General features: G+C 70.0%; 22 protein-coding genes. 9 read left to right on the top strand and 13 right to left on the bottom strand.

What is annotated here, in order from left to right; genetic code table 11:
• Positions 1-20: 20 nt before the first annotated feature.
• From DI272_RS16875 to DI272_RS16860, 4 genes are all read right to left on the bottom strand, one after another.
• Positions 21-275, bottom strand: coding sequence for a DUF3311 domain-containing protein (locus DI272_RS16875; protein ID WP_109496162.1), 255 nt, complete (start codon positions 273-275; stop codon positions 21-23).
• A gap of 149 nt (positions 276-424) precedes the next feature.
• Positions 425-625 carry a YbdD/YjiX family protein gene (locus DI272_RS16870; protein WP_109496161.1) on the bottom strand — a complete coding sequence of 67 codons (201 nt, stop codon included), beginning with the start codon at positions 623-625 and terminating at the stop codon, positions 425-427.
• The gene (locus DI272_RS16865) at positions 597-2,735 is read right to left on the bottom strand and encodes a carbon starvation CstA family protein (protein WP_109496160.1); all 2,139 of its coding nucleotides are present in this window, start codon (positions 2,733-2,735) and stop codon (positions 597-599) included. The genes DI272_RS16870 and DI272_RS16865 overlap by 29 nt, the downstream gene beginning before the upstream one ends.
• A gap of 74 nt (positions 2,736-2,809) precedes the next feature.
• A complete protein-coding gene (locus DI272_RS16860) occupies positions 2,810-3,574 on the bottom strand; it encodes a GntR family transcriptional regulator (protein WP_079309601.1) in 765 nt (254 codons plus the stop codon).
• 361 nt (positions 3,575-3,935) lie between these two features.
• Here DI272_RS16860 and DI272_RS16855 point away from each other — a divergent pair, with 361 nt between their 5' ends.
• From DI272_RS16855 to DI272_RS16840, 4 genes are all read left to right on the top strand, one after another.
• Positions 3,936-5,213 (top strand): extracellular solute-binding protein, encoded by a 1,278-nt coding sequence (locus DI272_RS16855; protein WP_109496159.1) that lies wholly within the window; start codon positions 3,936-3,938, stop codon positions 5,211-5,213.
• A gap of 71 nt (positions 5,214-5,284) precedes the next feature.
• The gene (locus DI272_RS16850; protein WP_109496158.1) at positions 5,285-6,265 is read left to right on the top strand and encodes a carbohydrate ABC transporter permease; all 981 of its coding nucleotides are present in this window, start codon (positions 5,285-5,287) and stop codon (positions 6,263-6,265) included.
• Positions 6,262-7,092, top strand: coding sequence for a carbohydrate ABC transporter permease (locus tag DI272_RS16845; protein WP_109496157.1), 831 nt, complete (start codon positions 6,262-6,264; stop codon positions 7,090-7,092). Before DI272_RS16850 ends, DI272_RS16845 begins: the two co-directional genes overlap by 4 nt.
• A 9-nt stretch (positions 7,093-7,101) precedes the next feature.
• A complete protein-coding gene (locus DI272_RS16840; protein WP_109496156.1) occupies positions 7,102-8,589 on the top strand; it encodes a glycoside hydrolase family 3 protein in 1,488 nt (495 codons plus the stop codon).
• Positions 8,590-8,659: 70 nt separating this feature from the next.
• Here the strand turns inward: DI272_RS16840 and nagB are convergent, their stop codons facing one another.
• Positions 8,660-9,445 carry a glucosamine-6-phosphate deaminase gene (gene nagB / locus DI272_RS16835; protein WP_109496155.1) on the bottom strand — a complete coding sequence of 262 codons (786 nt, stop codon included), beginning with the start codon at positions 9,443-9,445 and terminating at the stop codon, positions 8,660-8,662.
• A gap of 396 nt (positions 9,446-9,841) precedes the next feature.
• On the opposite strand from nagB, the gene DI272_RS16830 reads away from it, so the two are divergent.
• Positions 9,842-10,942 carry an SIS domain-containing protein gene (locus DI272_RS16830; protein ID WP_375138046.1) on the top strand — a complete coding sequence of 367 codons (1,101 nt, stop codon included), beginning with the start codon at positions 9,842-9,844 and terminating at the stop codon, positions 10,940-10,942.
• 250 nt (positions 10,943-11,192) lie between these two features.
• Here DI272_RS16830 and DI272_RS16825 read toward each other — a convergent pair whose 3' ends face one another.
• Positions 11,193-11,945 carry an SDR family oxidoreductase gene (locus DI272_RS16825; RefSeq protein ID WP_109496154.1) on the bottom strand — a complete coding sequence of 251 codons (753 nt, stop codon included), beginning with the start codon at positions 11,943-11,945 and terminating at the stop codon, positions 11,193-11,195.
• A gap of 96 nt (positions 11,946-12,041) precedes the next feature.
• On the opposite strand from DI272_RS16825, the gene DI272_RS16820 reads away from it, so the two are divergent.
• Positions 12,042-12,701: a TetR/AcrR family transcriptional regulator gene (locus DI272_RS16820; RefSeq protein WP_109496153.1), complete on the top strand. Its 660-nt coding sequence runs from the start codon at positions 12,042-12,044 to the stop codon at positions 12,699-12,701.
• Positions 12,702-13,118: 417 nt separating this feature from the next.
• Positions 13,119-14,585, top strand: a complete 1,467-nt coding sequence (locus DI272_RS16815; RefSeq protein WP_109496152.1) for a sensor histidine kinase — start codon at positions 13,119-13,121, stop codon at positions 14,583-14,585.
• Positions 14,586-14,785: 200 nt separating this feature from the next.
• Here the strand turns inward: DI272_RS16815 and DI272_RS16810 are convergent, their stop codons facing one another.
• Both DI272_RS16810 and DI272_RS16805 read right to left on the bottom strand, forming a co-directional pair.
• Positions 14,786-15,043 carry a WhiB family transcriptional regulator gene (locus DI272_RS16810; RefSeq protein WP_006142322.1) on the bottom strand — a complete coding sequence of 86 codons (258 nt, stop codon included), beginning with the start codon at positions 15,041-15,043 and terminating at the stop codon, positions 14,786-14,788.
• 319 nt (positions 15,044-15,362) lie between these two features.
• Positions 15,363-16,331, bottom strand: a complete 969-nt coding sequence (locus DI272_RS16805) for a diacylglycerol kinase family protein (protein ID WP_109496151.1) — start codon at positions 16,329-16,331, stop codon at positions 15,363-15,365.
• Positions 16,332-16,500: 169 nt separating this feature from the next.
• On the opposite strand from DI272_RS16805, the gene DI272_RS16800 reads away from it, so the two are divergent.
• Positions 16,501-16,950, top strand: coding sequence for a hypothetical protein (locus DI272_RS16800; RefSeq protein WP_109496150.1), 450 nt, complete (start codon positions 16,501-16,503; stop codon positions 16,948-16,950).
• Positions 16,951-16,995: 45 nt separating this feature from the next.
• On the opposite strand, the gene DI272_RS16795 is transcribed toward DI272_RS16800, so the two are convergent.
• From DI272_RS16795 to DI272_RS16785, 3 genes are all read right to left on the bottom strand, one after another.
• Entirely contained in the window at positions 16,996-18,117 is a 1,122-nt protein-coding gene (locus DI272_RS16795; protein WP_375138045.1) for an RNA polymerase sigma factor SigF, read from the bottom strand.
• Positions 18,118-18,134: 17 nt separating this feature from the next.
• Positions 18,135-18,548: an anti-sigma regulatory factor gene (locus DI272_RS16790; RefSeq protein WP_004925829.1), complete on the bottom strand. Its 414-nt coding sequence runs from the start codon at positions 18,546-18,548 to the stop codon at positions 18,135-18,137.
• Positions 18,549-18,828: 280 nt separating this feature from the next.
• On the bottom strand, positions 18,829-19,089 hold the full coding sequence (locus tag DI272_RS16785) for a UBP-type zinc finger domain-containing protein (RefSeq protein ID WP_109496148.1): 261 nt from the start codon (positions 19,087-19,089) through the stop codon (positions 18,829-18,831).
• 86 nt (positions 19,090-19,175) lie between these two features.
• On the opposite strand from DI272_RS16785, the gene DI272_RS16780 reads away from it, so the two are divergent.
• Positions 19,176-20,774, top strand: coding sequence for a Na+/H+ antiporter (locus tag DI272_RS16780; RefSeq protein ID WP_109496147.1), 1,599 nt, complete (start codon positions 19,176-19,178; stop codon positions 20,772-20,774).
• A 12-nt stretch (positions 20,775-20,786) separates the two neighbouring features.
• On the opposite strand, the gene DI272_RS16775 is transcribed toward DI272_RS16780, so the two are convergent.
• The gene (locus DI272_RS16775; RefSeq protein ID WP_109496146.1) at positions 20,787-21,689 is read right to left on the bottom strand and encodes a 1-aminocyclopropane-1-carboxylate deaminase/D-cysteine desulfhydrase; all 903 of its coding nucleotides are present in this window, start codon (positions 21,687-21,689) and stop codon (positions 20,787-20,789) included.
• Between the two features lie 10 nt (positions 21,690-21,699).
• Positions 21,700-22,290: an N-acetylmuramoyl-L-alanine amidase gene (locus tag DI272_RS16770; RefSeq protein ID WP_109496145.1), complete on the bottom strand. Its 591-nt coding sequence runs from the start codon at positions 22,288-22,290 to the stop codon at positions 21,700-21,702.
• Between the last annotated feature and the right edge of the window lie 98 nt (positions 22,291-22,388).

The raw sequence follows: 22,388 nt of genomic DNA, 5'->3' as shown, positions 1-22,388 counted from the left end.
GACGCCGTTCACGCCGTCGTTCACCGGGCACCTCCACGACGGGCGCGCTGGTCACGCTGCCACAGCTTGTACGCGGTCATCGTCAGCGCGGTGGAGATGATCACCCACAGCATCTGGTACCAGTAGAAGAAGGGGATACCGATGAAGGTCGGGTCGACCTTCGCGTACGACCCCACCCACAGCATCGCCACGAAGGGCGCGACGAGGCAGAGGGCGATGACCACGCGCACGGGTGTCACCACCGGTGGTCTGGCCTCGGGCGAATCTGATGACATTCGGCGGCTCCGTTCCCCTCACTGATCACCACTGATCACCGTGTAACGCGCAGGCAATCTAGGTCACGGTGTGACGGGAGTGGAAGACCTCGTCCGCATATCGGTATGTCGATTCGGTGAAGGTGCGCCGTGCCGGCCGTGCGGCGCTGTCAGCAGCAGCGGAATCCCTGGCGCGGATCGTGTTCCTGCCGGTCCGTCCGCATCCGCTCGAAGGCCCGCCGGGTCGGCACGTCCGCCTGCGGGTGGTCCCGGCGGAGGTGCGCGACATAGCGGTCGTACGCCGATTCGTCGGTCAGCTCGCGCAGGTACCAGCGGACGCCCCTAAGTGCCCGCCGGAGTGCCGACCTCATGGCGTGCCTCCTCCTTCTCCTCGCGGGTCGGGAACAGCCCGGCCGGGGCGACGAGACGCGACTCGACGTACGGCGCCTCGCTCAGCGTGGACAGGGCCGGGCGGCGGACGTGGCGGACGCAGACCCTGAGCGCGTCGGCGATCACCACCACGATCAGCAGGGCGAGGACCGCGGACAGGACGCCGTCGACCGTGGAGTTGGTGACCACGGTGTGCATGTCGTCCATGTTCTTCGCGGGCGGCAGCACCTTGCCGTCGTCGATGGCGTCCTGGAAGACGGACCGCTGCTTGAAGAAGCCCACCTTGGGGTCGCCGGAGAACACCTTCTGCCAGCTCGCGGTCAGCGTGACCGTGGCGTCCCAGGCGAGCGGAATCCCGGTGATCCAGGCCCACTTGAGGCGTCCGGACTTCACCAGCAGCGTGGTGCAGACGGCCAGCGCGACCGCGGCCAGCAGCTGGTTGGAGATGCCGAAGATCGGGAACAGCTGGTTGATCCCGCCGAGCGGTTCGTGGACGCCCACCCAGAGGAAGTACCCCCACAGCCCGCACACCAGCGCGCTGGTGATGACGAGACCGGGCTTCCAGCTCACGTTCCTGAAGGGCTTGATGACGTTGCCCAGCATGTCCTGGAGCATGAACCGGCCCACGCGCGTGCCGGCGTCCAGCGCGGTCAGGATGAACAGCGCCTCGAACATGATCGCGAAGTGGTACCAGAAGGCGCGCAGACTCCCGCCGGTGACCTTGGAGAAGATCTCCGAGACGCCGACGGCGAGCGTGGGCGCACCGCCGGTCCGGGACAGCAGCGACGACTCCTCGACGCGTTCGGCGGCGCGGGCCAGGTCGTCGGGGGAGATGGAGTAGCCCCAGCCGGTCACGACCCGGGAGGCCTCCTGCACGGTGGTGCCGATGGCTCCGGAGGGCGCGTTCATCGCGAAGTACAGGCCCGGGTCGATGATGCTCGCCGCGACCAGCGCCATGATCGCGACCGACGACTCCATCAGCATGGAGCCGTAGCCGATCATCCGGACCTGGGTCTCCTTCTGGATCATCTTCGGCGTGGTGCCGCTGGAGATGAGCGAGTGGAAGCCGGAGAGCGCGCCGCAGGCGATGGTGATGAAGACGAAGGGGAACAGCGACCCCGCGAACACCGGGCCGTTGCCCCGCGAGGCGAAGTCCGTGACCGCGTCCATCCTCAGCGTGGGCAGCGCGATGACGACACCCAGTGCCAGCAGGAGGATCGTGCCGATCTTCATGAAGGTGGACAGGTAGTCGCGCGGGGCCAGCAGCATCCACACCGGCAGGATCGACGCGACGAAGCCGTAGGCCACCAGCCAGACGACCAGCGTCGAGGGCGCGAGGGTGAAGGCGCCGGCCCACGACGACTCCGCCACCCAGCGGCCCGCGACCAGCGCGAACAGCAGCAGGGTCACGCCGATGAGCGAGACCTCGCTGACCCGGCCGGGGCGCAGCACGCGCAAGTAGAACCCCATGAGCAGGGCGATCGGGATCGTCATCGCGATGGAGAAGGTGCCCCAGGGCGACTGGGCGAGGGCGTTGACGATGACCAGCGCCAGCACCCCGAGCAGGATGATCATGATGGCGAAGGCGGCGATGAGGGCCGCGGCGCCGCCGAACGGGCCGATCTCCTCGCGGGCCATCTGGCCGAGGGAGCGGCCGTCCCGGCGGGTGGAGAAGAACAGCACCACCATGTCCTGCACGGCCCCGGCGAAGACGACGCCCGCGATGATCCAGACGGTGCCGGGCAAGTACCCCATCTGTGCGGCCAGGACGGGCCCGACGAGCGGTCCGGCGCCGGCGATCGCGGCGAAGTGGTGGCCGAGCAGGACCCGTCGGTCGGTGGGGTGGAAGTCGATGCCGTTGTTCAGGCGCTCGGCCGGGGTGGCCCGGGTCCGGTCGACCTTGAGGACCTTGTACGCGATGAACTTCGCGTAGAAGCGGTAGGCGATGGCGTACGAGCCGAGGGCGGCGGCGACCATCCAGGCGGCGGAGACGTCCTCGCCGCGGGCGAGCGCGAGCATGGCCCAGCCGGTGGCTCCGACCAGCGCGACGAGGGTCCAGATGACGGTGGTTCGGACGTTCGCGGTACGCACAGGGCGGTCCTCCCGTCCATACGGAGACGGGAGGACCGTAGAGCAGCAGCGGCAGTTGCGCTACACCGCGAGCATCAGTCGACGGGCCGCTTCAGCCGCGCCACGAACTTGTACCGGTCCCCCCGGTAGACCGACCGCACCCACTCCACCGGCTCCCCGTCCTTGTCGAAGGAGTGGCGGGACAGCATCAGCATCGGCAGGCCCACGTCGGTGCCGAGCAGACCGGCCTCGCGCGGGGTGGCCAGCGAGGTCTCGATGGTCTCCTCGGCCTCGGCGAGATGGACGTCGTAGACCTCGGCGAGGGCGGTGTAGAGGGACGTGTACTTGACCAGTGAGCGGCGCAGGGCCGGGAAGCGCTTCGCGCTCAGGTGGGTCGTCTCGATGGCCATCGGCTCGCCGTTGGCCATGCGGAGGCGCTCGATGCGCAGTACCCGGCCGCCGGCGGTGATGTCGAGGAGCTCGGCGAGGCGGTCGTCGGCGGTGATGTAGCCGATGTCGAGGAGCTGCGAGGTGGGTTCGAGGCCCTGGGCGCGCATGTCCTCGGTGTAGGAGGTGAGTTGCAGCGCCTGCGAGACCTTGGGCTTGGCGACGAACGTGCCCTTGCCCTGGATGCGTTCGAGGCGGCCCTCTACGACGAGTTCCTGGAGGGCCTGCCGCACGGTGGTGCGGGAGGTGTCGAACTCGGCGGCGAGCGTGCGCTCGGGCGGGACGGGGGTGCCGGGCGCCTGGGTCTCGGTCATGTCGAGCAGGTGCTTCTTCAGGCGGTAGTACTTGGGCACGCGCGCGGTACGGACGGTCGCCCCACCCTCGTTCTCCGCGCTGCTGACCTCGGTGCTCATGCCTCTGCCTTCCCGGCTCCGGATGCGGCTCACATCGTGGCACGGCAGCGTACCGGGATGCCCCTCGCACGCTCCGTGATCCTCTCTGTATACCGCCGCCGCCTTGTTCTGGTCTAGTCCAACAGGTCAAGTGGTCTAGTGGAATTGTGCGCTCCGGCGGCGCTCTTTTCGACAGCTTGTTACTTAAAGGTTCCTGCATATGTAGGTCCCATAACGGCTGGTCAGGGCCGATTCGGCCACCCTTGACAGGCTTGTTGGTCTGGGCCAAGCTCCGATTGCTGGTCTACACCATTGGTCCAGTTCCCGGCCCCACGTACCGCGGGGAGGCAGGGGGGTTTGTGGCATCCCTGAGGAGGGTGGCGTGAAGCGCAAGCTGATAACCGCGATCGGTGTCGCGGGCATGATGATCTCCATTGCGGCGTGCGGGGGCGACAACGGCGACGGCGGCGACAAGGCGGGGGCCGACGGCTACGCCGGTCAGACGCTCACGGTCTGGGTGATGGACGGCTCCTCACCGGACCAGTGGCAGAAGGACGTCCAGGCCGCCTTCGAGAAGAAGACCAAGGCCAAGGTCAAGTTCGAGATCCAGCAGTGGAACGGCATCCAGCAGAAGCTGACCACCGCCCTGTCCGAGGAGAACCCGCCGGACGTCTTCGAGATCGGCAACACCCAGACCCCGGCCTACGCCAAGACCGGAGGCCTCGCCGACCTCGCCGACCTCAAGTCGTCGATCGGCGCCGACTGGACCGAGTCGCTGAACAAGTCCTCGATCTACGACGGCAAGCAGTACGCGGCGCCCTGGTACTTCGCCAACCGCGTCGTCATCTACAACAAGAAGGTCTGGGCCGACGCCGGCATCAAGGACACCCCGAAGACCCGGGATGAGTTCTACGCCGACCTCAAGCAGATCGGCGAGAAGACCAAGGCCGAGCCGATCTACCTGCCCGGCCAGAACTGGTACCACTTCGTCGGTCTCACCATCGGTGAGGGCGCCGAGCTGGTGAAGCAGGACGGCGACAAGTACGTCTCCAACCTCGACGACCCCAAGGTCACCGCCGCCATGGAGACCTACAAGAAGTTCCAGGCCCTGTCCAAGGCCCCCAAGGACAAGGACGAGGCCACCCCGCAGCAGGCCGAGGTCTTCGCCAAGGGCAACGTCGGTGCCTTCATCGGCATGGGCTGGGAGGCCGGCACGGCCATCGCCGCCAACAAGAAGATCGAGTCGGACATCGGCTACTTCACCATCCCGGGTGCCACGGCCGACAAGCCCGAGGGCGTCTTCCTCGGCGGTTCCAACCTCGCGGTCGCCGCGGGCAGCAAGAAGCAGGAGCTCGCCAAGGAGTTCCTGAAGATCGCCCTGTCCGACAAGTACGAGGGCGAGCTGGCCAAGCTCAACGGCGTCATCCCGAACAAGGAGGCGCTGCAGAGCAACCTGAAGGGCAACGCCGTCGCCGAGGCCGCGGCTCCCGCCGCCGCCGGTGGTGGCACCACGCCGCTGATCCCCGAGTGGGCCGCGGTCGAGAACGCCCCCAACCCGGTCAAGACGTACATGACCGCCGTCCTCAACGGCAAGACGCCGGCCGAGGCCGCCAAGCAGGTCGAGAGCGAGTTCAACAAGCGCCTCGCCCAGCAGCAGTAAGGGCAACGGGGCGGGGGCCGGTCGACGGTCCCCGCCCCGCTTTCCGGTAGGTCGAGTAGAGAGACGCGAGCATGACCGTGCAGACCGAACGGCCGCCCTCCGGTCCGGTGGACGTGACGAAAGTGGACCAGCGGGGGCCCGGTGAGCAGCGGCCCGCCTCCCGCGCGGGCGCGCTCGCCCCGTACCTCCTGCTGCTGCCGGCCTGCGCGGCCACCGTGCTGCTGCTCGGCTGGCCGCTGCTGAAGGACCTGCTGCTGTCGTTCCAGAACCTCAACATGGGACAGCTGATCCAGCATGTCACCGAGTGGAACGGCATCGAGAACTACAAACAGGCCCTCACCGGCGAGGACTTCTGGCGCGTCACCGGCCGCTCCATCCTGTTCACGGCCGTCAACGTCGTCCTGACCATGCTCCTCGGCGCCCTGGTCGGCCTGCTGCTGGCCCGCCTCGGCCAGCGGATGCGGGTCACGCTGATGATCGGGCTCGTGCTGGCCTGGGCGATGCCGGTGGTCGCCGCGACCACCGTCTACCAGTGGCTCTTCGCCCAGCGCTTCGGCGTCGTCAACTGGGTCCTGGACAAGCTCGGTTGGCACTCCATGGCCGACTACAGCTGGACCAGCAGCCAGCTGTCGACGTTCTTCGTCGTGACCGTGCTGATCGTCTGGCAGTCGATCCCCTTCGTCGCCATCAACCTGTACGCCGCCACGACCACGATCCCCGGCGAGCTGTACGAGGCCGCGGCCCTGGACGGCGCGGGCGCCTGGAAGAGCTTCACCACCGTGACGCTCCCCTTCCTCCGCCCCTTCCTCTACGCCACGACGTTCCTGGAGGTCATCTGGATCTTCAAGGCGTTCGTGCAGGTCTTCACCATCAACGGCGGCGGCCCCGACCGGCTCACCGAGATCCTGCCCGTCTACGCCTACATCGAGGGCGTCGGCAACCAGCACTACGGCATGGGCGCGGCGATCGCCGTCCTCACCATCCTGATCCTGCTGGTGATCACCGCGTACTACCTGCGGATCGTGCTCAAGCAAGAGGAGGACGAGCTGTGAAGCGCTCGCTGTTCAGCCGCATCTGGCCCAACGCCACGGCCGTCATCCTGTTCGCCGGCTTCGTCTTCCCCGTGTACTGGATGTTCGCCACGGCCTTCAAGCCGACCGGCGACATCATCTCGGAGAACCCCGTCTGGTTCCCGACCGACATCACCTTCGAGCACTTCAAGACGGCCACGGGCGTCGATCACTTCTGGACCTACGTCAAGAACTCGCTGATCGTCACGGTCTGCGCGGTCGTCCTGTCCCTCGCGGTCGCCCTGGCCGGCGCCTTCGCGCTCGCCCGGATGCGGTTCAAGGGCCGCCGGGGCTTCATCATCGGGTTCATGCTGGCCCAGATGGCGCCCTGGGAGGTCATGATCATCGCGATGTACATGATCGTCCGGGACGCCTCGATGCTGAACAGCCTGGTCCCGCTGACCGTCTTCTACATGATGATGATCCTGCCCTTCACGATCCTGACGCTGCGCGGCTTCGTCGCCGCCGTGCCCAAGGACCTGGAGGAGGCGGCGATGGTCGACGGCTGCACCCGCGCGCAGGCCTTCCGCAAGGTGATCCTGCCGCTGCTCGCCCCCGGTCTGATGTCCACCTCGCTCTTCGGCTTCATCACCGCCTGGAACGAGTTCCCGCTGGTCCTGGTCCTGAACAAGGAGGCGGAGGCCCAGACGCTGCCGCTGTGGCTGTCCAGCTTCCAGACGGCCTTCGGTGACGACTGGGGCGCGACCATGGCGGCGTCCTCCCTCTTCGCCGTCCCCATCCTGATCCTCTTCGTCTTCCTGCAGCGCAGGGCCGTCAATGGTCTGACGGCCGGCGCGGTGAAGGGATAACGCCACCCGATGACGACTTTCGCCAAGGGCACCGACACCCTCACGCGTGACGCGCTCACGGTCCTCCAGCCCGGCTTCACCGGGACCACCGCCCCCGACTGGCTGCTGCGCCGCCTCGGCGAGGGCCTGGCCTCGGTGGGCCTGTTCGGACGCAACATCGCCTCGCCCGACCAGGTCGCCGCGCTGACCGCCCAGTTGCGCGCCGAGCGCGACGACGTCCTGGTCGCCATCGACGAGGAGGGCGGTGACGTCACGCGCCTGGAGGTGCGGACGGGCTCCAGCTTCCCCGGCAACCACGCCCTGGGCGCGGTCGACGACGTCGGCCTCACCCGCGAGGTCGCCTTCGAACTCGGCCGCCGCCTCGCGGCCTGCGGGGTGAACCTCAACTGGGCCCCGTCGGCCGACGTCAACTCCAACCCCTCCAACCCGGTGATCGGCGTCCGCTCCTTCGGCGCCACCGCCGACCTGGTCGCCCGCCACACCGCCGCCTACGTCACCGGCCTCCAGTCGGCGGGCGTGGCCGCCTGCACCAAGCACTTCCCGGGCCACGGCGACACCGCGACCGACTCCCACCACGCGCTGCCCCGCATCGACGCGGACGCCTCGGTCCTGCCGGAGCGCGAACTCGCCCCGTTCCGCGCCGCGATCGCCGCCGGCAGCCGCGCGGTGATGAGCGCCCACATCCTGGTCCCGGCCCTGGACCCCGACCACCCCGCGACGTTGTCCCGCAAGGTGCTGACCGACCTGCTGCGCGGCGAACTCGGCTACGACGGCCTGATCGTCACCGACGGCATGGAGATGCAGGCCATCGCCGCCACGTACGGCATCGAACGCGGCAGCGTCCTCGCCATCGCGGCGGGCGCCGACGCGATCTGCGTCGGCGGCGGCCTGGCCGACGACGAGACCGTACGGCGCCTGCGCGACGCCCTGGTCTCGGCCGTCCGCGCCGGTGAACTCCCCGAGGAACGCCTCGCGGACGCCGCCGAGAGGGTCCGCTCCCTGGCCCGCTGGACGGCGGCGGCGTCGGCCGCGGACGCCTCGGCCGCCGGGGACCCGGACGTGGGCCTGCGCGCGGCCCGCCGCGCCCTGGCCCTCACCGGCGCCGACGGCTTCGCCCCGCTCACCGAGGCGCCGTTCGTCGCCGCCTTCACCCCGGTGGCGAACATCGCGGTCGGCGACGAGACCCCGTGGGGCGTCGCCGCGGAACTGACCCGCCTGCTCCCCGGCACCGACACCGGCAGCTTCGTCGGGGACGGCGCCGGCATGGCGGCCCTGGCCGCCGCGGGCCGCCGCCGCATCGTCGCCGTGGTCCGCGACGAGCACCGCCACCCCTGGATGAGCGCGGCCCTCGACTCGGTCCTGCGTACCCGCCCGGACACGATCGTGGTCGAGATGGGCGTCCCCCAGGCACCGCCCCGCGGCGCCCTGCACATCGCGACGCACGGCGCGGCCAGGGTGTGCGGACGGGCGGCGGCGGAGGTCATCGTGGGGGAGTAGGGAGCCCTACGACACGACGGGCGCCGGTTCCCCGCCAGGGAACCGGCGCCCGAGGCGTTTCCGCGGGGGGTCAGATGCCCTGCCACTCCGGCTTGTTGACGTACGTGTGCCGGAAGTAGTCCGCCAGCTTCAGCTTGGAGGCGGCACCCTCGTCGACGACGACCGTGGCGTGCGGGTGCAGCTGGAGAGCGGAGGCGGGGCACACCGCGGCCACCGGGCCCTCCACCGTCGCCGCCACCGCGTCCGCCTTGCCCTCACCGGTGGCCAGCAGCACCAGGTGCCGGGCCTCCAGGATCGTCCCGATCCCCTGCGTGATGACGTGGTGCGGCACCTGCTCGATGTCCCCGTCGAAGAACCGCGCGTTGTCGACCCGGGTCTGCTCGGTCAGCGTCTTGATCCGGGTCCGGGAGGCCAGCGAGGAGCACGGCTCGTTGAAGCCGATGTGCCCGTCGGTGCCGATCCCGAGCAACTGCAGATCCACGCCCCCGGCGGCGGCCAGCGCCGCGTCGTACGCCTCGCAGGCGCCGGGGATGTCCTCGGCGGTCCCGTCCGGCCCCATGAACGCGTCCATCCCGATCCCGAGCGGCTCCAGCACCTCACGGCGCAGCACCGAACGGTACGACTCCGGATGCTCCGCCGGCAGCCCCACGTACTCGTCGAGCTGGGCGATCCGCGCCCGCGAGGCGTCCACGGCACCGGACCGCACCTTGGCCGTCAGCGCCTGGTAGATGGGCAGCGGCGTCGAGCCGGTGGCCACTCCGAGCAGGGCGTCGGGCTTGCGCCGCAGGAGCCGCGCCATGGCCTCGGCGATGAGCTCGCCACCCGCCTTGGCGTCCGGGACGATGACAACTTCCACGCTGGGCCTGCCGATCTGAGAGACGGTCTGTGAGAGGGCTCGACTGGACCCGAAAAGGGCCATGTGGTTTAGACCAATCTAACAGAATCAGGCCATCCGGCCCAGGTGAAAGCGGGATGACCGGCCCCGCTCACCGAAGACCCACGGCACGCCACACGGAGGACGGGCGGCGTTCCGCTCGAAGGCGTGAAATGGGACTGCCGGCACACCACCGACCCCGTTTCCTGTCCCGACTGCCGGCGCACCGCCGGACCCGAGATTCGCCCAGACTCCCGCCGCACCGCCGGTCCCGTTTCCCGCCCCGACTCCCGGCGCACCGCCGGACCCGTTCCCCGCCCGACTCCCGGCGCACCGCCGGACCCGGGATTCGCCCCCGCACCTCGAGAGGCCCCCGCCATGACGGACACCACCCCGCCCCCGACCCCGGTCGGGACCTCGACGCCGGATGCCCGGAGCGACCTCCCCGGTCGGATCATGGCCCGGGAGATGGCCGAGCAGCCGGCCGTGCTGCGCCGCATCCTGGAGCAGGGCGCCCCCGGCATCCGGCAGACCGCCCAGCAGATCGCCGCCCGCCGACCCCGCTTCGTCCTGCTCACCGCCCGCGGCACCTCCGACAACGCCGCCCTCTACGCCAAGTACCTCCTGGAGATCCGCCTCGGCCTGCCCTGCGGCCTCACCTCCATGTCGACGACCACCGCGTACGGCGCCCGCCCCGATCTCACCGACGTCCTCGTAGTCACCGTCAGCCAGTCCGGCGGCTCCCCGGACCTCGTGGCCTCGACGCGGGCCGCCCGGGAGGCCGGCGCGATCACCCTCGCCGTCACCAACAACCCCGACTCACCGCTGGCCGGTGTCTCCGAGTATCACGTCGACATCATGGCCGGACCGGAGAAGGCCCTCCCCGCGACCAAGACCTACACCGCCTCCCTCCTCGCGCTCTATCTCTTCGTCGAGGGCCTCGGCGGCGGCGACGGCGCTCGCGCCAACGCTCTCCCCGACCTCGCCGGACGACTCCTCGCCCGGCAGGACGAGGTCCGCGCCCTCGCCTCCCGCTACCGCTTCGCCGAGCGCATGGTGATCACCTCGCGCGGCTACGGCTACCCCACCGCCAAGGAGGCCGCCCTCAAGCTGATGGAGACCAGCTACATCCCCGCTCTCTCCTACTCCGGCGCCGACCTGCTGCACGGCCCCCTCGCCATGGTCGACAACGTCTCCCCGGTCATCGCGGTCGTCACCGACGGCAAGGGCGGCGAGGCGCTCCAGCCCGTTCTCGACCGGCTGCGCGGCCGGGGCGCCGACCTGGTCGTCATCGGGCCTCGCCACCAGGTCGAGCAGGCCTCGGCCGGCTTCGTCCTGCCGACCGAGGGCGTCCCCGAGGAACTCCAGCCCGTCCTGGAGATCATCCCGCTGCAACTCCTGGCCTACGAGGTCACCATCGCCCGCGGCCAGGACCCGGACGCGCCCAGGGCACTGGCGAAGGTGACGGAGACGCGGTGAGCGCGAGGCGATCAGGCCCGGAGATGACGGAGGTGCGGTGAGCGCCAGGCGGTCGGCCGTTGAGGTGGCTGGGACGTGGTGAGCGCCAGGCGATCAGGCCCGGAGATGACGGAGGTGCGGTGAGCGCCAGGCGGTCGGCCGTTGAGGTGGCGGAGACATGGTGAGCGCCGGGTGATCAGGCCCGGCGATGACGGAGACGTCGTCGGCGCGGTGCGGTCGGCGCCAGGGATGACATACCGACCCGGCCGACCTACGTCAGCGAGCCACCCGTCACATCCACCCAGCTCCCCGTGACCCACCGCCCGCCGTCCGACGCCAGGAACGACACCACGTCCGCCACGTCGGCCGTCTCGCCCACCCGGCCCAGCGCGGAGAAGGCCGCCGCCTGCGCCCACGCCTCCTCGCTCGCGTGCAGCAGCTCATAGGTGTTGTCGGTGGCGATGATGCCCGGGGCCACCGAGTTCACCGTGATGTTCCGGGGGCCCAGGACCTTGGACAGGTCCCGGGAAAAGACGTCCAGCGCGCCCTTCGTCATGGCGTACGCCATGTTGTTCGGCATGACGGCGGTGCGGGCCAGGCCGGAGGAGATGTTGATGACGCGGCCGCCGTCCCGCAGGCGGCCCATGCCGTGCCGGACGACGAAGAACGGTGCCTTCACATTCACGGCGAAGACACGGTCGTACTCCGCCTCGTCTATTTCGTCGATCGGGCGGGACACCCCTATCCCGGCGTTGTTCACCAGGATGTCCAAGCCGTCCGCATGCCGGTCGAACTCCTCCCACAGGGCCTCGGCGTCCCCGGGCGACCCCAGCTCCACCCCGATCGCGAACGCCGAGCCGCCCGCCGCCTCGATCGCGGCGACCGTCTCCTTCGCCGCCGCCTCGTTGCTGCCGTAATGCACGGCCACCCGCGCCCCGTCCCGGCCCAGCCGCTCGGCGATGCCCCGCCCGATGCCCCTGCTCGCCCCCGTGACGAGTGCCGTCCTGCCCGCAAGCACGCCCATGCCGGCGCCCCTTTCACATTTCCCTAGTGGTCGCTACAGAAAGACCGTACAACAGCCCGCCGACATTTCTCTAGCACCCCCTATAGAATTCACTCCATGGAGCGCACCGAGGAGACGAAAGCGCAGGTCAGGGCTTCGGACGGCGGCCCTGGAGCCAGCCCCGCCCCCAAACCCCGTGGCCGCCCCCGCTCCTTCGACCGCGCCACCGCCCTGGAGAAGGCGATCCTCGCCTTCTGGGAGCACGGCTACGAGGCCACCTCGGTCTCCGACCTCACCCGGGTCATGGGGATCGGCGCCCCGAGCCTGTACGCCGCGTTCGGTGACAAGCGGGCCCTGTTCGAGGAGGTCGTGCGCGAGTACGGCGTGCGCTACGGCTCCTTCGGCGACCGGGCCCTCGCCGAGGAGCCCACGGCCCGGGCCGCCGTCGAACGGATGCTGCGGGAGGCGGCCTCCGAGTACACCGCTCCGGGCCGCCCGCACGGCTGCCTCGTCATCCACGCGGCCACCAATTGCAGCAGCGCCGAGGTGGAGGGATCGCTGCGCGACCGGCGCAACGCCAACATCGCGGCCTTCGAGAGCCGTATCAAGGCGGACATCGCCGCGGGGGAGCTGCCGGCGGGCACCGACGCCGCGGCCCTCGCCCGGCACGCCGGAGCCGTCATCCAGGGCATGTCGCAACAGGCGCGGGACGGGGCGAGCCGGGAGGAACTGGAGGCGCTCGCGGAAATTGCCATGGCCATCTGGCCGCGCACATGAACCCACACGGGTTAGGCTGCGTGGTGGATGCTAGGGCGTCCCACTAGTTCTCCAGTCGGGGTCGAGGCGTCAGCGGGACCCTGGAAGAACTGACAACAACAAACAGCCTCCAACGCATGGACACACCGAGTGGTCTAGTCCACAATCAAGGTGATGTGCGTCGACGAGAACTGAAAACACGTACTTCCGTCTTCCCCGCACAGGAAGACGGACCGAGGAACCGGAGCTCTCTGCCCTGACTGCCCCGGCTCCTCATCCTTCGGCCGTCCGGGACCGCACACCCCGTGGCCGATATTGCTCCGGGCTGCGGTGCCGGGAGGGTTGAGGGTCCCTCCCAGGCGCCGCGGCCCGCGGGTGTTTTCACGCCGCTTTTAGGCCACCCACATACCGCCAGGTACGCTCGCATCCGTGCCCTCCATGAACGAACTGGTCCGCCAGCACACCGCGCTCGACGACTCCGACCTCGAGTGGCTCCATCTGCTGGTCTCGGAGTGGCAGCTGCTCTCCGACCTCTCCTTCGCCGACCTCGTCCTGTGGGTCCCCACCCGGGACGGCGCCCGCTATGTCTCGGTGGCCCAGATGCGGCCCAACACGGGGCCCACCTCCTACCAGGACGACATGGTCGGCCACCTCGTCCCGCGCGGCCGCCGCCCCCTCCTCGACGCCGCCCTCGACGAGGGCCGGATCGTGCGCGAGGGCGACCCGGAGTGGCGTGAGGAGGTCCCCGTCCGGGTCGAGTCGATCCCCGTACGACGGGACGGCCGCGTCCTCGGTGTCATCGCCCGCAACACCAACCTGCTCACCGTGCGCACCCCGAGCCGCCTCGAACTCACCTATCTCCAGAGCGCGTCGGATCTCGCGCAGATGATCGCGGCCGGCTCCTTCCCGTTCGCGAACCAGCAGATGGACATGGACGCCGCCCCGCGCGTCGGCGACGGGCTGATCCGGCTCGACGCCGACGGCATCGTCCAGTACGCCTCCCCGAACGCGCTGTCCGCGTACCACCGCCTCGGCCTCGCCTCCGACCTCGTCGGCCACCACCTCGGCAAGACCACCGCCGAACTCGCCCCGACCCGCGGCCCGGTGGACGAGGCGCTCGCCAAGGTCGCCAGCGGCTGGGCCCCGCGCGAGTTCGAGATCGAGTCGGGTGACGGGGTCATCCAGTTCCGGGCCATTCCGCTCAAGCCCAAGGGCACCCGCATCGGTTCCCTCGTCCTGCTCCGTGACGTCACCGAACTGCGGCGCCGTGAGCGCGAGTTGATCACCAAGGACGCCACCATCCGGGAGATCCACCACCGGGTGAAGAACAACCTCCAGACGGTGGCCGCGCTGCTCCGCCTCCAGGCCCGCCGTATCGAGTCCGACCGCGGCCGTGAGGCACTCGAAGAGGCGGTGCGCCGGGTCGGGTCGATCGCGATCGTGCATGAGACGCTGTCCCAGAATCTGGACGAGCGCGTGGAGTTCGACGAGATCGCCGACCGGGTCCTCGCGATGGTCGCCGAGATCTCACCGGGCAAGGTGACCGGCCGGCGCACAGGACGCTTCGGCATCCTCGACGCCGAGGTCGCCACCCCGCTGTCGATGGTGCTGACCGAGATCCTGCAGAACGCCCTGGAGCACGGCTTCCGCGAGGGCGACACCGGCACGGTCGAGGTCTCGGCGGTCCGCGGCGGCACGACGAAGGAGGCCCGTCTGCTCGTCACAGTCCAGGACGACGGGGTCGGCCTGCCCGAGGGCTTCGACCCGCACACCGCGGGCAACCTCGGCCTGCAGATCGTACGGACGCTGGTGGAAGGCGAGTTGGGCGGAACGTTCGACATGGTCCCGGCACCGGAGCGGGGCACGCGGGTCATCCTCGACGTCCCGGTGCGCGCCAACAAGTAAGGCGCGCACTGCCAAGTAAGTCTCAAACGCCGCCTGTTCAGAAAACGAGCGCAGCAAGAAGCCCCGGACCAGAAGCGGTCCGGGGCTCGAATGCTCGTTGCCAGCTTGTGCTGCGCACCGGGGGTACTGCGCGCTGCGGCTCGGGGGCGGGAGATGCGTACTCGCTGTACGCGCCGCCAAGCTCAGGCGGGGTGGGTGTGTCAGGCAGAAGCCTGACGGGCCCGGTTGCGGGCGGCGCGGCGCTTCATCGCACGACGCTCGTCCTCGCTGAGACCACCCCAGACGCCGGAGTCCTGACCGGACTCGAGCGCCCACTGCAGACACTGATCCATAACGGGGCAGCGACGGCAGACGGCCTTGGCTTCCTCGATCTGCAGCAGCGCAGGACCGGTGTTGCCGATGGGGAAGAAGAGCTCGGGGTCTTCCTCGCGGCAAACGGCGTTGTGACGCCAGTCCATGGCTGCTACCTCTCCTTGGTATTACGTGCAAGTTGCTTGTGAATGTGAACGCTTTCACGAATCCCTCAACAAGTGAAGGGCCGACCGTCAGGTTTCCCTGGCGAGGTCCTGTGATGTGAAGAGGGGTTCCGGTGATCTGTGGAGCCGGTGTTGCGGGCTGTCCCGATCGCCACGTAGAGACTCGCAAACCTCAGCGGCGGATACAACCCCTTCCGGAAAGTTTTTTTTGATTCCTCGGTGTCGACTAGGTCACAGCCGTACTTCCATGGGGTGGATGCTGGCCTAAACGTTCGAGTGAAAGGACTTTAGCCCCTTCTGCTCACACAATCACACGCAGTGCACGGCGTACGCCTGTGAACGTCACGCTCGTACGCAGCCCGAGGTGGTCGCCGTCCATCTGAAGGGGCAGAGGCACCTTCGAATGCAAGGTGAACTGGTCAAGGTCGTGCAGGGACACCGCATGCTTGCCATGGGGTCCACGCTCCGGGGACGAAGTGAGCAACTGGGTGCCATACCGGGCAACCGCGGCCGTCGTCATACGGCTGAGACCGAGTACGTCGAGTCCCTTATCGAACGACGCCTTAGGCGATGCGTACATCGGGTGATTGCCCAGGAACGTCCACGGAGACGTGTTCGAGACTATGGACAGGACCAGATCGGTCACCGGCTCCGCGTCCGCACGCTCCAGCGTGATCGTCCCGTGCCGGCGGTGGGCCTCGCCGAAGAACTGGCGCAGGGCCTGGCGGACGTAGAGGGCGTGCGTCGACTTCCTGCCGCGCTCGCGCTGCTGCTCGACCCGGCCCACCACGCCGGCGTCGAAGCCCAGGCCGGCGTTGAAGGTGAACCAGCGGGACGGGACGGCCTCGTCCTCGGTACCCGGGGTGCCGGAGGTGAGCCCGAGCCCGACCGTGCGCTCACTGCCCTCGCGCAGGGCGTCCAGCAGGGCGCCGGTCGCCTCCACCGCGTCGTTGGGCAGGCCCAGGGCACGGGCGAAGACATTGGTGGAGCCGCCGGGGACCACGGCGAGACCCGGGAGGTGCTCGGGGTTCGGACCGGCGTGCAGCAGGCCGTTGACGACCTCGTTCACCGTGCCGTCGCCGCCGAGGGCCACGACCAGGTCGACGTCCTCGCTCTCCGCCGCCTGCCGGCCGAGGTCGCGCGCATGGCCGCGGTACTCGGTGGTGACCGCGTCCAGCTTCATCTCGCTCGCGAGCGCATGGATCAGGACATCGCGCGTACGTGCGCTTGTGGTGGTTGCCGCCGGATTGACCACGAGAAGTGCACGCATGACTGGCAGCGTACCTACTGGGGGGTACCGGGCACAGGCCGAGGTAGGGATCACGTAAGACTTCGGGACGTGAATCTTGCCACGGGCGGGCCGGGCAACCCCCGCGAGCGGCGGTGCGTTGCCCCCGCCTGGCCGGGGGAGCCGAGGCGGCGACGGATACCCTTCAGGGGTGACCAGTGAGCAGACGCCCGCCCCCGAGGAAACCCCCGGCCCGCGCCCGCGGCGCCTGACCTACGCCGCCGCCCTGGCCGCGCTGGAGGGGCTCGCCCTCGTCGTCGGCGGGGTCTGGATGCTCGTGGAGGGACTCGCGGGCGACCCGGACGACCGGCAGACCGCCGTCACCGGCGGCATCACGCTCGTCGTCCTCGCCCTGCTGCCGCTGCTCGCCGCGCGCGGCCTGCTCGCGCAGCGAAGCTGGAGCCGGGGACCGGCCGTCATCACCCAGATCCTGGCGCTGCCGGTGGCCTACAACCTGCTCCAGGCCGACAGCGTGGCGATCCCGGCGGGCATCGCGCTCGCGGTCGTCGCGGTGGCCGCCCTGGTCCTGCTGGTCAACCCGGCGACGACCCAGGCCCTCGGGATCAAGGGGCCGGGTCGCACACAGGACGGGGAGCGGTAGCCGGTCGTACGGCCTCACAGGCGCCGGAAAACCGGGACCGGACCGTCACTCCTCCACGAGGAGCTTCTCCCGCAGCTGGGCCAGGGTGCGGGCCAGCAGCCGGGAGACGTGCATCTGGGAGATGCCGACCTCCTGCGCGATCTGCGACTGGGTCATGTTGCCGAAGAAACGCAGCAGCAGGATCCGCTTCTCGCGCGGCGGGAGGTCCTCCAGCAGCGGCTTGAGGGACTCGCGGTACTCGACGCCCTCCAGCGCCTCGTCCTCGGCGCCGAGGGTGTCGGCGACGGCCGGGGACTCGTCGTCGGTGTCGGGGACGTCCAGGGACAGCGTGGAGTAGGCGTTCGCCGACTCCAGGCCCTCCAGGACCTCCTCCTCCGAGATGGCCAGCTTCTCGGCCAGCTCGTGCACGGTCGGGGAGCGGCCGTGCTGCTGGGACAGCTCGGCGGTGGCCGTCGTCAGGGCGAGACGCAGCTCCTGCAGCCTGCGCGGGACGCGGACCGCCCAGCCCTTGTCACGGAAATGCCGCTTGATCTCGCCGACGACCGTCGGGGTCGCGTACGTCGAGAACTCGACGCCGCGCTCCGGGTCGAAGCGGTCGACGGACTTGATCAGGCCGATGGTGGCGACCTGCGTGAGGTCGTCCAGCGGCTCGCCGCGGTTGCGGAAGCGGCGCGCGAGGTGCTCGACGAGCGGCAGGTGCATACGGACCAGCCGGTTGCGCAGCTCCGCGTACTCCGGGCTGCCGTCCTTCAGCTTGCGCAGCTCGACGAACATCGCGCGCGCTCCGCTGCGGTCCTGGGAGTCGTGCTGCGCGGCCTGTCCGCTCTGCCCGCTCCGGCCGCTCTGCTCGCCCTGCTGATCGTCCCGCTCGTGCTCGCTCATCGTCCTGCCCGTCGCCCTTCCCCGAGCCCTCGTCTCCGCTCGGACAGGGGACACCCCGATCCGTCCGTCCAGAGACGTGCTCCGCACGGCACCTTCCTGATCCCGCTGCCCGTCGTCCAGGAAGCCGGCCCCGGGGGAGTCGTCCTCCGGATGCGGCCGGGCCTGTTCGGGGATGCCGGCGATGCCGGCCGCATCGACGGCGCTGTCGATGGAGTCCCCCGTGTGTCGGGACCCGCCTGTGCCCTCGGCCGGCAGCTCCCGTGTGCCGCGCTCTTCGTCACGCACCGGCCCGTCCCCTGTCCTCACGCCGGCCCGGGTCCCGCGCCGCGCTGTTTGTAGAGGCTGATCGAAACGGTTTTGTCCTCGTCCACGGCGGAGGAGACCTTGCCCGCGAGTGCGGACAGGACGGTCCAGGCGAAGGTGTCCCGCGAAGGGGCATGACCGTCCGTGGTCGGCGCCGAGACAGTGACTTCGAGTGAGTCGTCGACGAGGCGGAAGACGCAACTGAGCACCGAGCCGGGCACGGCCTGCTGGAGCAGGATCGCGCAGGCCTCGTCCACCGCGATGCGCAGGTCCTCGATCTCGTCGAGGGTGAAGTCCAAACGGGCCGCGAGACCGGCAGTCGCCGTACGCAGCACCGACAGGTAGGCACCCGCAGCCGGCAGCCGGACTTCCACGAAGTCCTGGGTCGCGGGCTCGCCTGCGATCTGGGACACCCTCACCTCCAAGGTGGTACAAGCTTTTCGGGGCCGAGGGTCGCCCCCCGGGGTAACGCGAAGTGTGGTTCAGCGGTGACGCTATCGCGCTCTCAACTTTCCTGTCCCCGGGACCCCGACCCCTTGCCGTTACTCACAGTAAAACTGCGGACACGCTCCGTGTCTAGAGGTCTGCGGCTCCAATTGGGAAGAACGCGCGCCGGGTTGACGTACCCAGACGTCAGACCGTCGAACCGTCCGGAAACGGAGTCGGCGCCGGGCCGGCCGGCCGCGCGGGAACTCACACGAGTACGTGGTCCTCGAAGCACCAGCGCCAGTCCTCACCGGGCTCGAACGTGCGCATGATCGGATGCCCGGACTCCTTGTAGTGCGTGGTGGCGTGCCTGCCCGGCGAGGAGTCGCAGCAGCCGACATGACCGCAGGTGAGGCACATCCGCAGCTGCACCGGGTGCGTACCGTCGCGCAGACACTCCGGGCAGGTGTCGGAGAGCGGCGCGGGTTCCGGGTGCGGCAGCGCGTCGGCGTGCGTGCACTGTTTCATGATTGCCAGGTTACGACGGGTGTGCGGACGGTCGCGCGGAAAATCGACGGCGGGCGGAAGACGATGGACGAGGGCGGGCGAGGGCCATGGACGTGATGCCACTGCTGTTGCTGGTGGCGGGGAGCGCCGCGATCGCCGCGGCGGCCCGGCGCACCCCGGTGCCGGCGCCGCTGCTGCTGGTGGCGGTGGGGCTCGCGGTGTCGTACCTGCCGGGCGTGCCCGACTACACCCTCGACCCGGAGATCGTCCTGCCGCTCGTGCTGCCCCCGCTGCTCTACAAGGAGGGCACCGAGAGCTCCTACCTCGATCTGCGGGCCCAGTTGCGGCCGGTGGCGCTGCTGTCGGTCGGGTACGTGCTCTTCGCGACGGTCGTCGTCGGCTGGGTCGCCTATCTCGTCGTACCGGGACTGCCGCTGGCCGCCGCGCTGGTGCTGGGCGCGGTGGTGGCGCCGACCGACGCGGTCGCGGCGGCGGCGATCGCGCGCCGGGTCGGGCTGCCGTCCCGGATCACCACGATCCTCCAGGGCGAGTCCCTGCTCAACGACGCCACCGCCATCACCGCCTACCGGGTCGCCGTCGCGGCCGCCGTCGGCGAGGGGGTCTCCTGGGCGGAGGGCATCGGCGAGTTCCTGCTCGCGGCGATCGGCGGTGTGCTGGTCGGTCTCGTCCTCATGGTCCCGATCCACTGGCTGCGCACCCACCTGAAGGAACCCCTCCTCCAGAACACCCTCTCCCTGCTGATCCCGTTCGTCGCCTACGCCGCCGCCGAGCAGTTCCACGCCTCCGGCGTCCTCGCCGTGGTGGTCGTCGCCGTCTATCTCGGCCACCGCGCGTGGGAGGTCGACTTCGCCACCCGCCTCCAGGAGGACGCGGTGTGGCGGATGGTCGCCTTCCTGCTGGAGACCTCCGTGTTCGCGCTGATCGGACTGCAACTGCCGGTCGTGCTCAAGGGCCTCGGGGAGTACGAGGGGTTCGACGCCGCCTGGTACGCGGTCGCCGTCTTCCTGATCGTCGTCGCGGCCCGGTTCGTCTGGGTGTATCCCGCGATCTTCCTGCCGCGACTGCTGTCCGCGCGGGTCCGTGAACGCGAGAAGGCGCCCACCTGGCGCGGGCCGGCCGTGGTGTCCTGGGCCGCCATGCGCGGCGTGGTCTCCCTCGCCATCGCCTTCTCGATCCCGCTCACCCTGCACGACGGCGACGAGCCCTTCCCGCAGCGCAACCTCATTCTCTTCCTGACCTTCACCACGGTCATCGGCACGCTGGTCGTGCAGGGGCTCACCCTCGCCCCGCTGATCCGGCTGGTGAAGTTCCCCGAACCCGGCGCACAGGCCTCCACCCTCGCCGAGGCCAACGCCCAGGCCCAGGCGTCCCGGGCCGCCGAACGCCGCCTGGACGAACTCCTCTCCGACGAGCGCAACACCCTGCCGCCCCCGCTCGCCGACCGCCTCCGCACCGTCCTGGAGCGCCGCCGCAACGCCGTCTGGGAACGCCTCGGCGCGGTGAACCCGGTGACCGGGGAGACCGCCGACGACACCTACCGCCGGCTGTCCCGGGAGATGATCAGCGCCGAACGCACGGTGTTCGTGAAGCTCCGGGACGGCCGCCACATCGACGACGAGATGCTCCGGACGCTGCTGCGGAGACTGGATCTGGAGGAGGCGGCGGCCTACCGGGAGGCGGAGTGAGGACTTCCGTGGTCACCCCGTGAACGGCGCCCCTGTGATCACCGCCACCACTCTGCTGCCCACCGGGAACGCCCCCTCCTCCGTCAGAGTCAGCACCCCGTACAGCAATTTGGCGACATAGAGACGTTCCACGGCCACCCCGTGTCGCCTCTCGAAGTCGTCGGCGAAGGAGTCGAGTTCGGGCGTCACACGCGCGTAACCCCCGAAATGGAACCGGTCGTCGAGGGACCAGTCGCCCCGCCGCCCGCCGAAGGCCGCCTCCTGAAGGCCCGCTATGTCAGCGGTCAGGAAACCGCCCTTGAGCACCGGTATCCCCACCGCCCGCTGCCCCGTCCCCAGCCCCGCCGCGAGCCCCGCGAACGTGCCCCCGGTGCCGCAGGCCGCCGCGACCACGTCCGCCCGTCCCCGCAGCTCCTCGCCCAGCGCCCGGCACCCGCGTACCGCCGGGACGTTGCTGCCGCCCTCCGGCACGACCCACGCGTCCTCCGCCTGCGTCGCCCGCAGGATCGTTTCGAGCACCGGTGGCTCGGCCTTGCGGCGATACGTCGGCCTGTCGACGAAGTGCAGGCGCATGCCGTCGGCCACGCACCGGGTCAGGGACGGGTTCAGGGGGCGGTCCGCCAGTTCCTCGCCCCGCACCACCCCCACCGTCGGAAGCCCCAGCAGGCGGCCGGCGGCGGCCGTGGCGCGGAGGTGGTTGGAGTAGGCGCCGCCGAAGGTGAGGATCGGGCGGCCGGCCGCGGACCGGAGGTTCGGGGCCAGTTTGCGCCACTTGTTGCCGACCAGGTCCGGGTGGATCAGGTCGTCGCGCTTGAGGAGCAGCCGGACGCCCCGGCGCGCGCACCGGTCGTCCTCGATCTCCTGGAGCGGCGACGGGAGCCGGGGACGCAGGGAGGCGAGGTCGGGGCCGGTCACGCCCCCATTGTCACTTGAGGCGGTCCCTGACGCGCTCCCGCATCGACGCCATGGTGAAGCCGCGCGGGTCCACCTTGCCCGGCTGCCACTCCAGGTGGCCGATGACCGACCGTTCCGTCCAGCCGTGGTGGCGGCAGATCGCGGCGGACACCCGCTCGATCGCCGCCAGCTGGGCCTCCGGCCAGGGATCGCGGCCGTCGCCCAGGTTCTCGCACTCGAAGCCGTAGAAGTGGCGGTTGCCGTCGGTGTTCGTCTCGTTGTCGTGGGGGAGGGACTTCTCCGCGATCACCGCCCGCAGGACGTCGTCGTCGCCGAGGCCCGCGTGGTTGGCGCGGCCGTAGCCGACCAGGTGGACGCGGCCGTCCTTGGTGATGACACCGTGGCAGAGGGGGCCCGGGAGGTCCGCGTAGCCGTCGCGGCACAGGTCGACGGTGCGCTCGCTGCCCTTGGTGACCGTGTGGTGGATCATCACGCCGTGGACCGGGCCCCAGGGGCCCTTGTGGTTGCGGTTGTGGTGTCTCCAGTCGCCGACCTCGACGACGGTGACGCCCTCGTCCTTCAGGGCGTCCAGGAACTCCGTCGCGGACATGGGTGGGGCCATGCCGCCTCCTTCGCGTGCGCGCCGGCGCCCGCCTCTCGCGGTCGCCTCGTAACCGTGCTTGTACCGAAAGCAGACCCTCCGGACTACTCGTTCGTACG

The sequence above is a fragment of the Streptomyces sp. Act143 genome (assembly GCF_003143935.1).
GTDB lineage: Bacteria > Actinomycetota > Actinomycetes > Streptomycetales > Streptomycetaceae > Streptomyces.
This window is presented reverse-complemented; position numbering and strand designations above follow the sequence as displayed.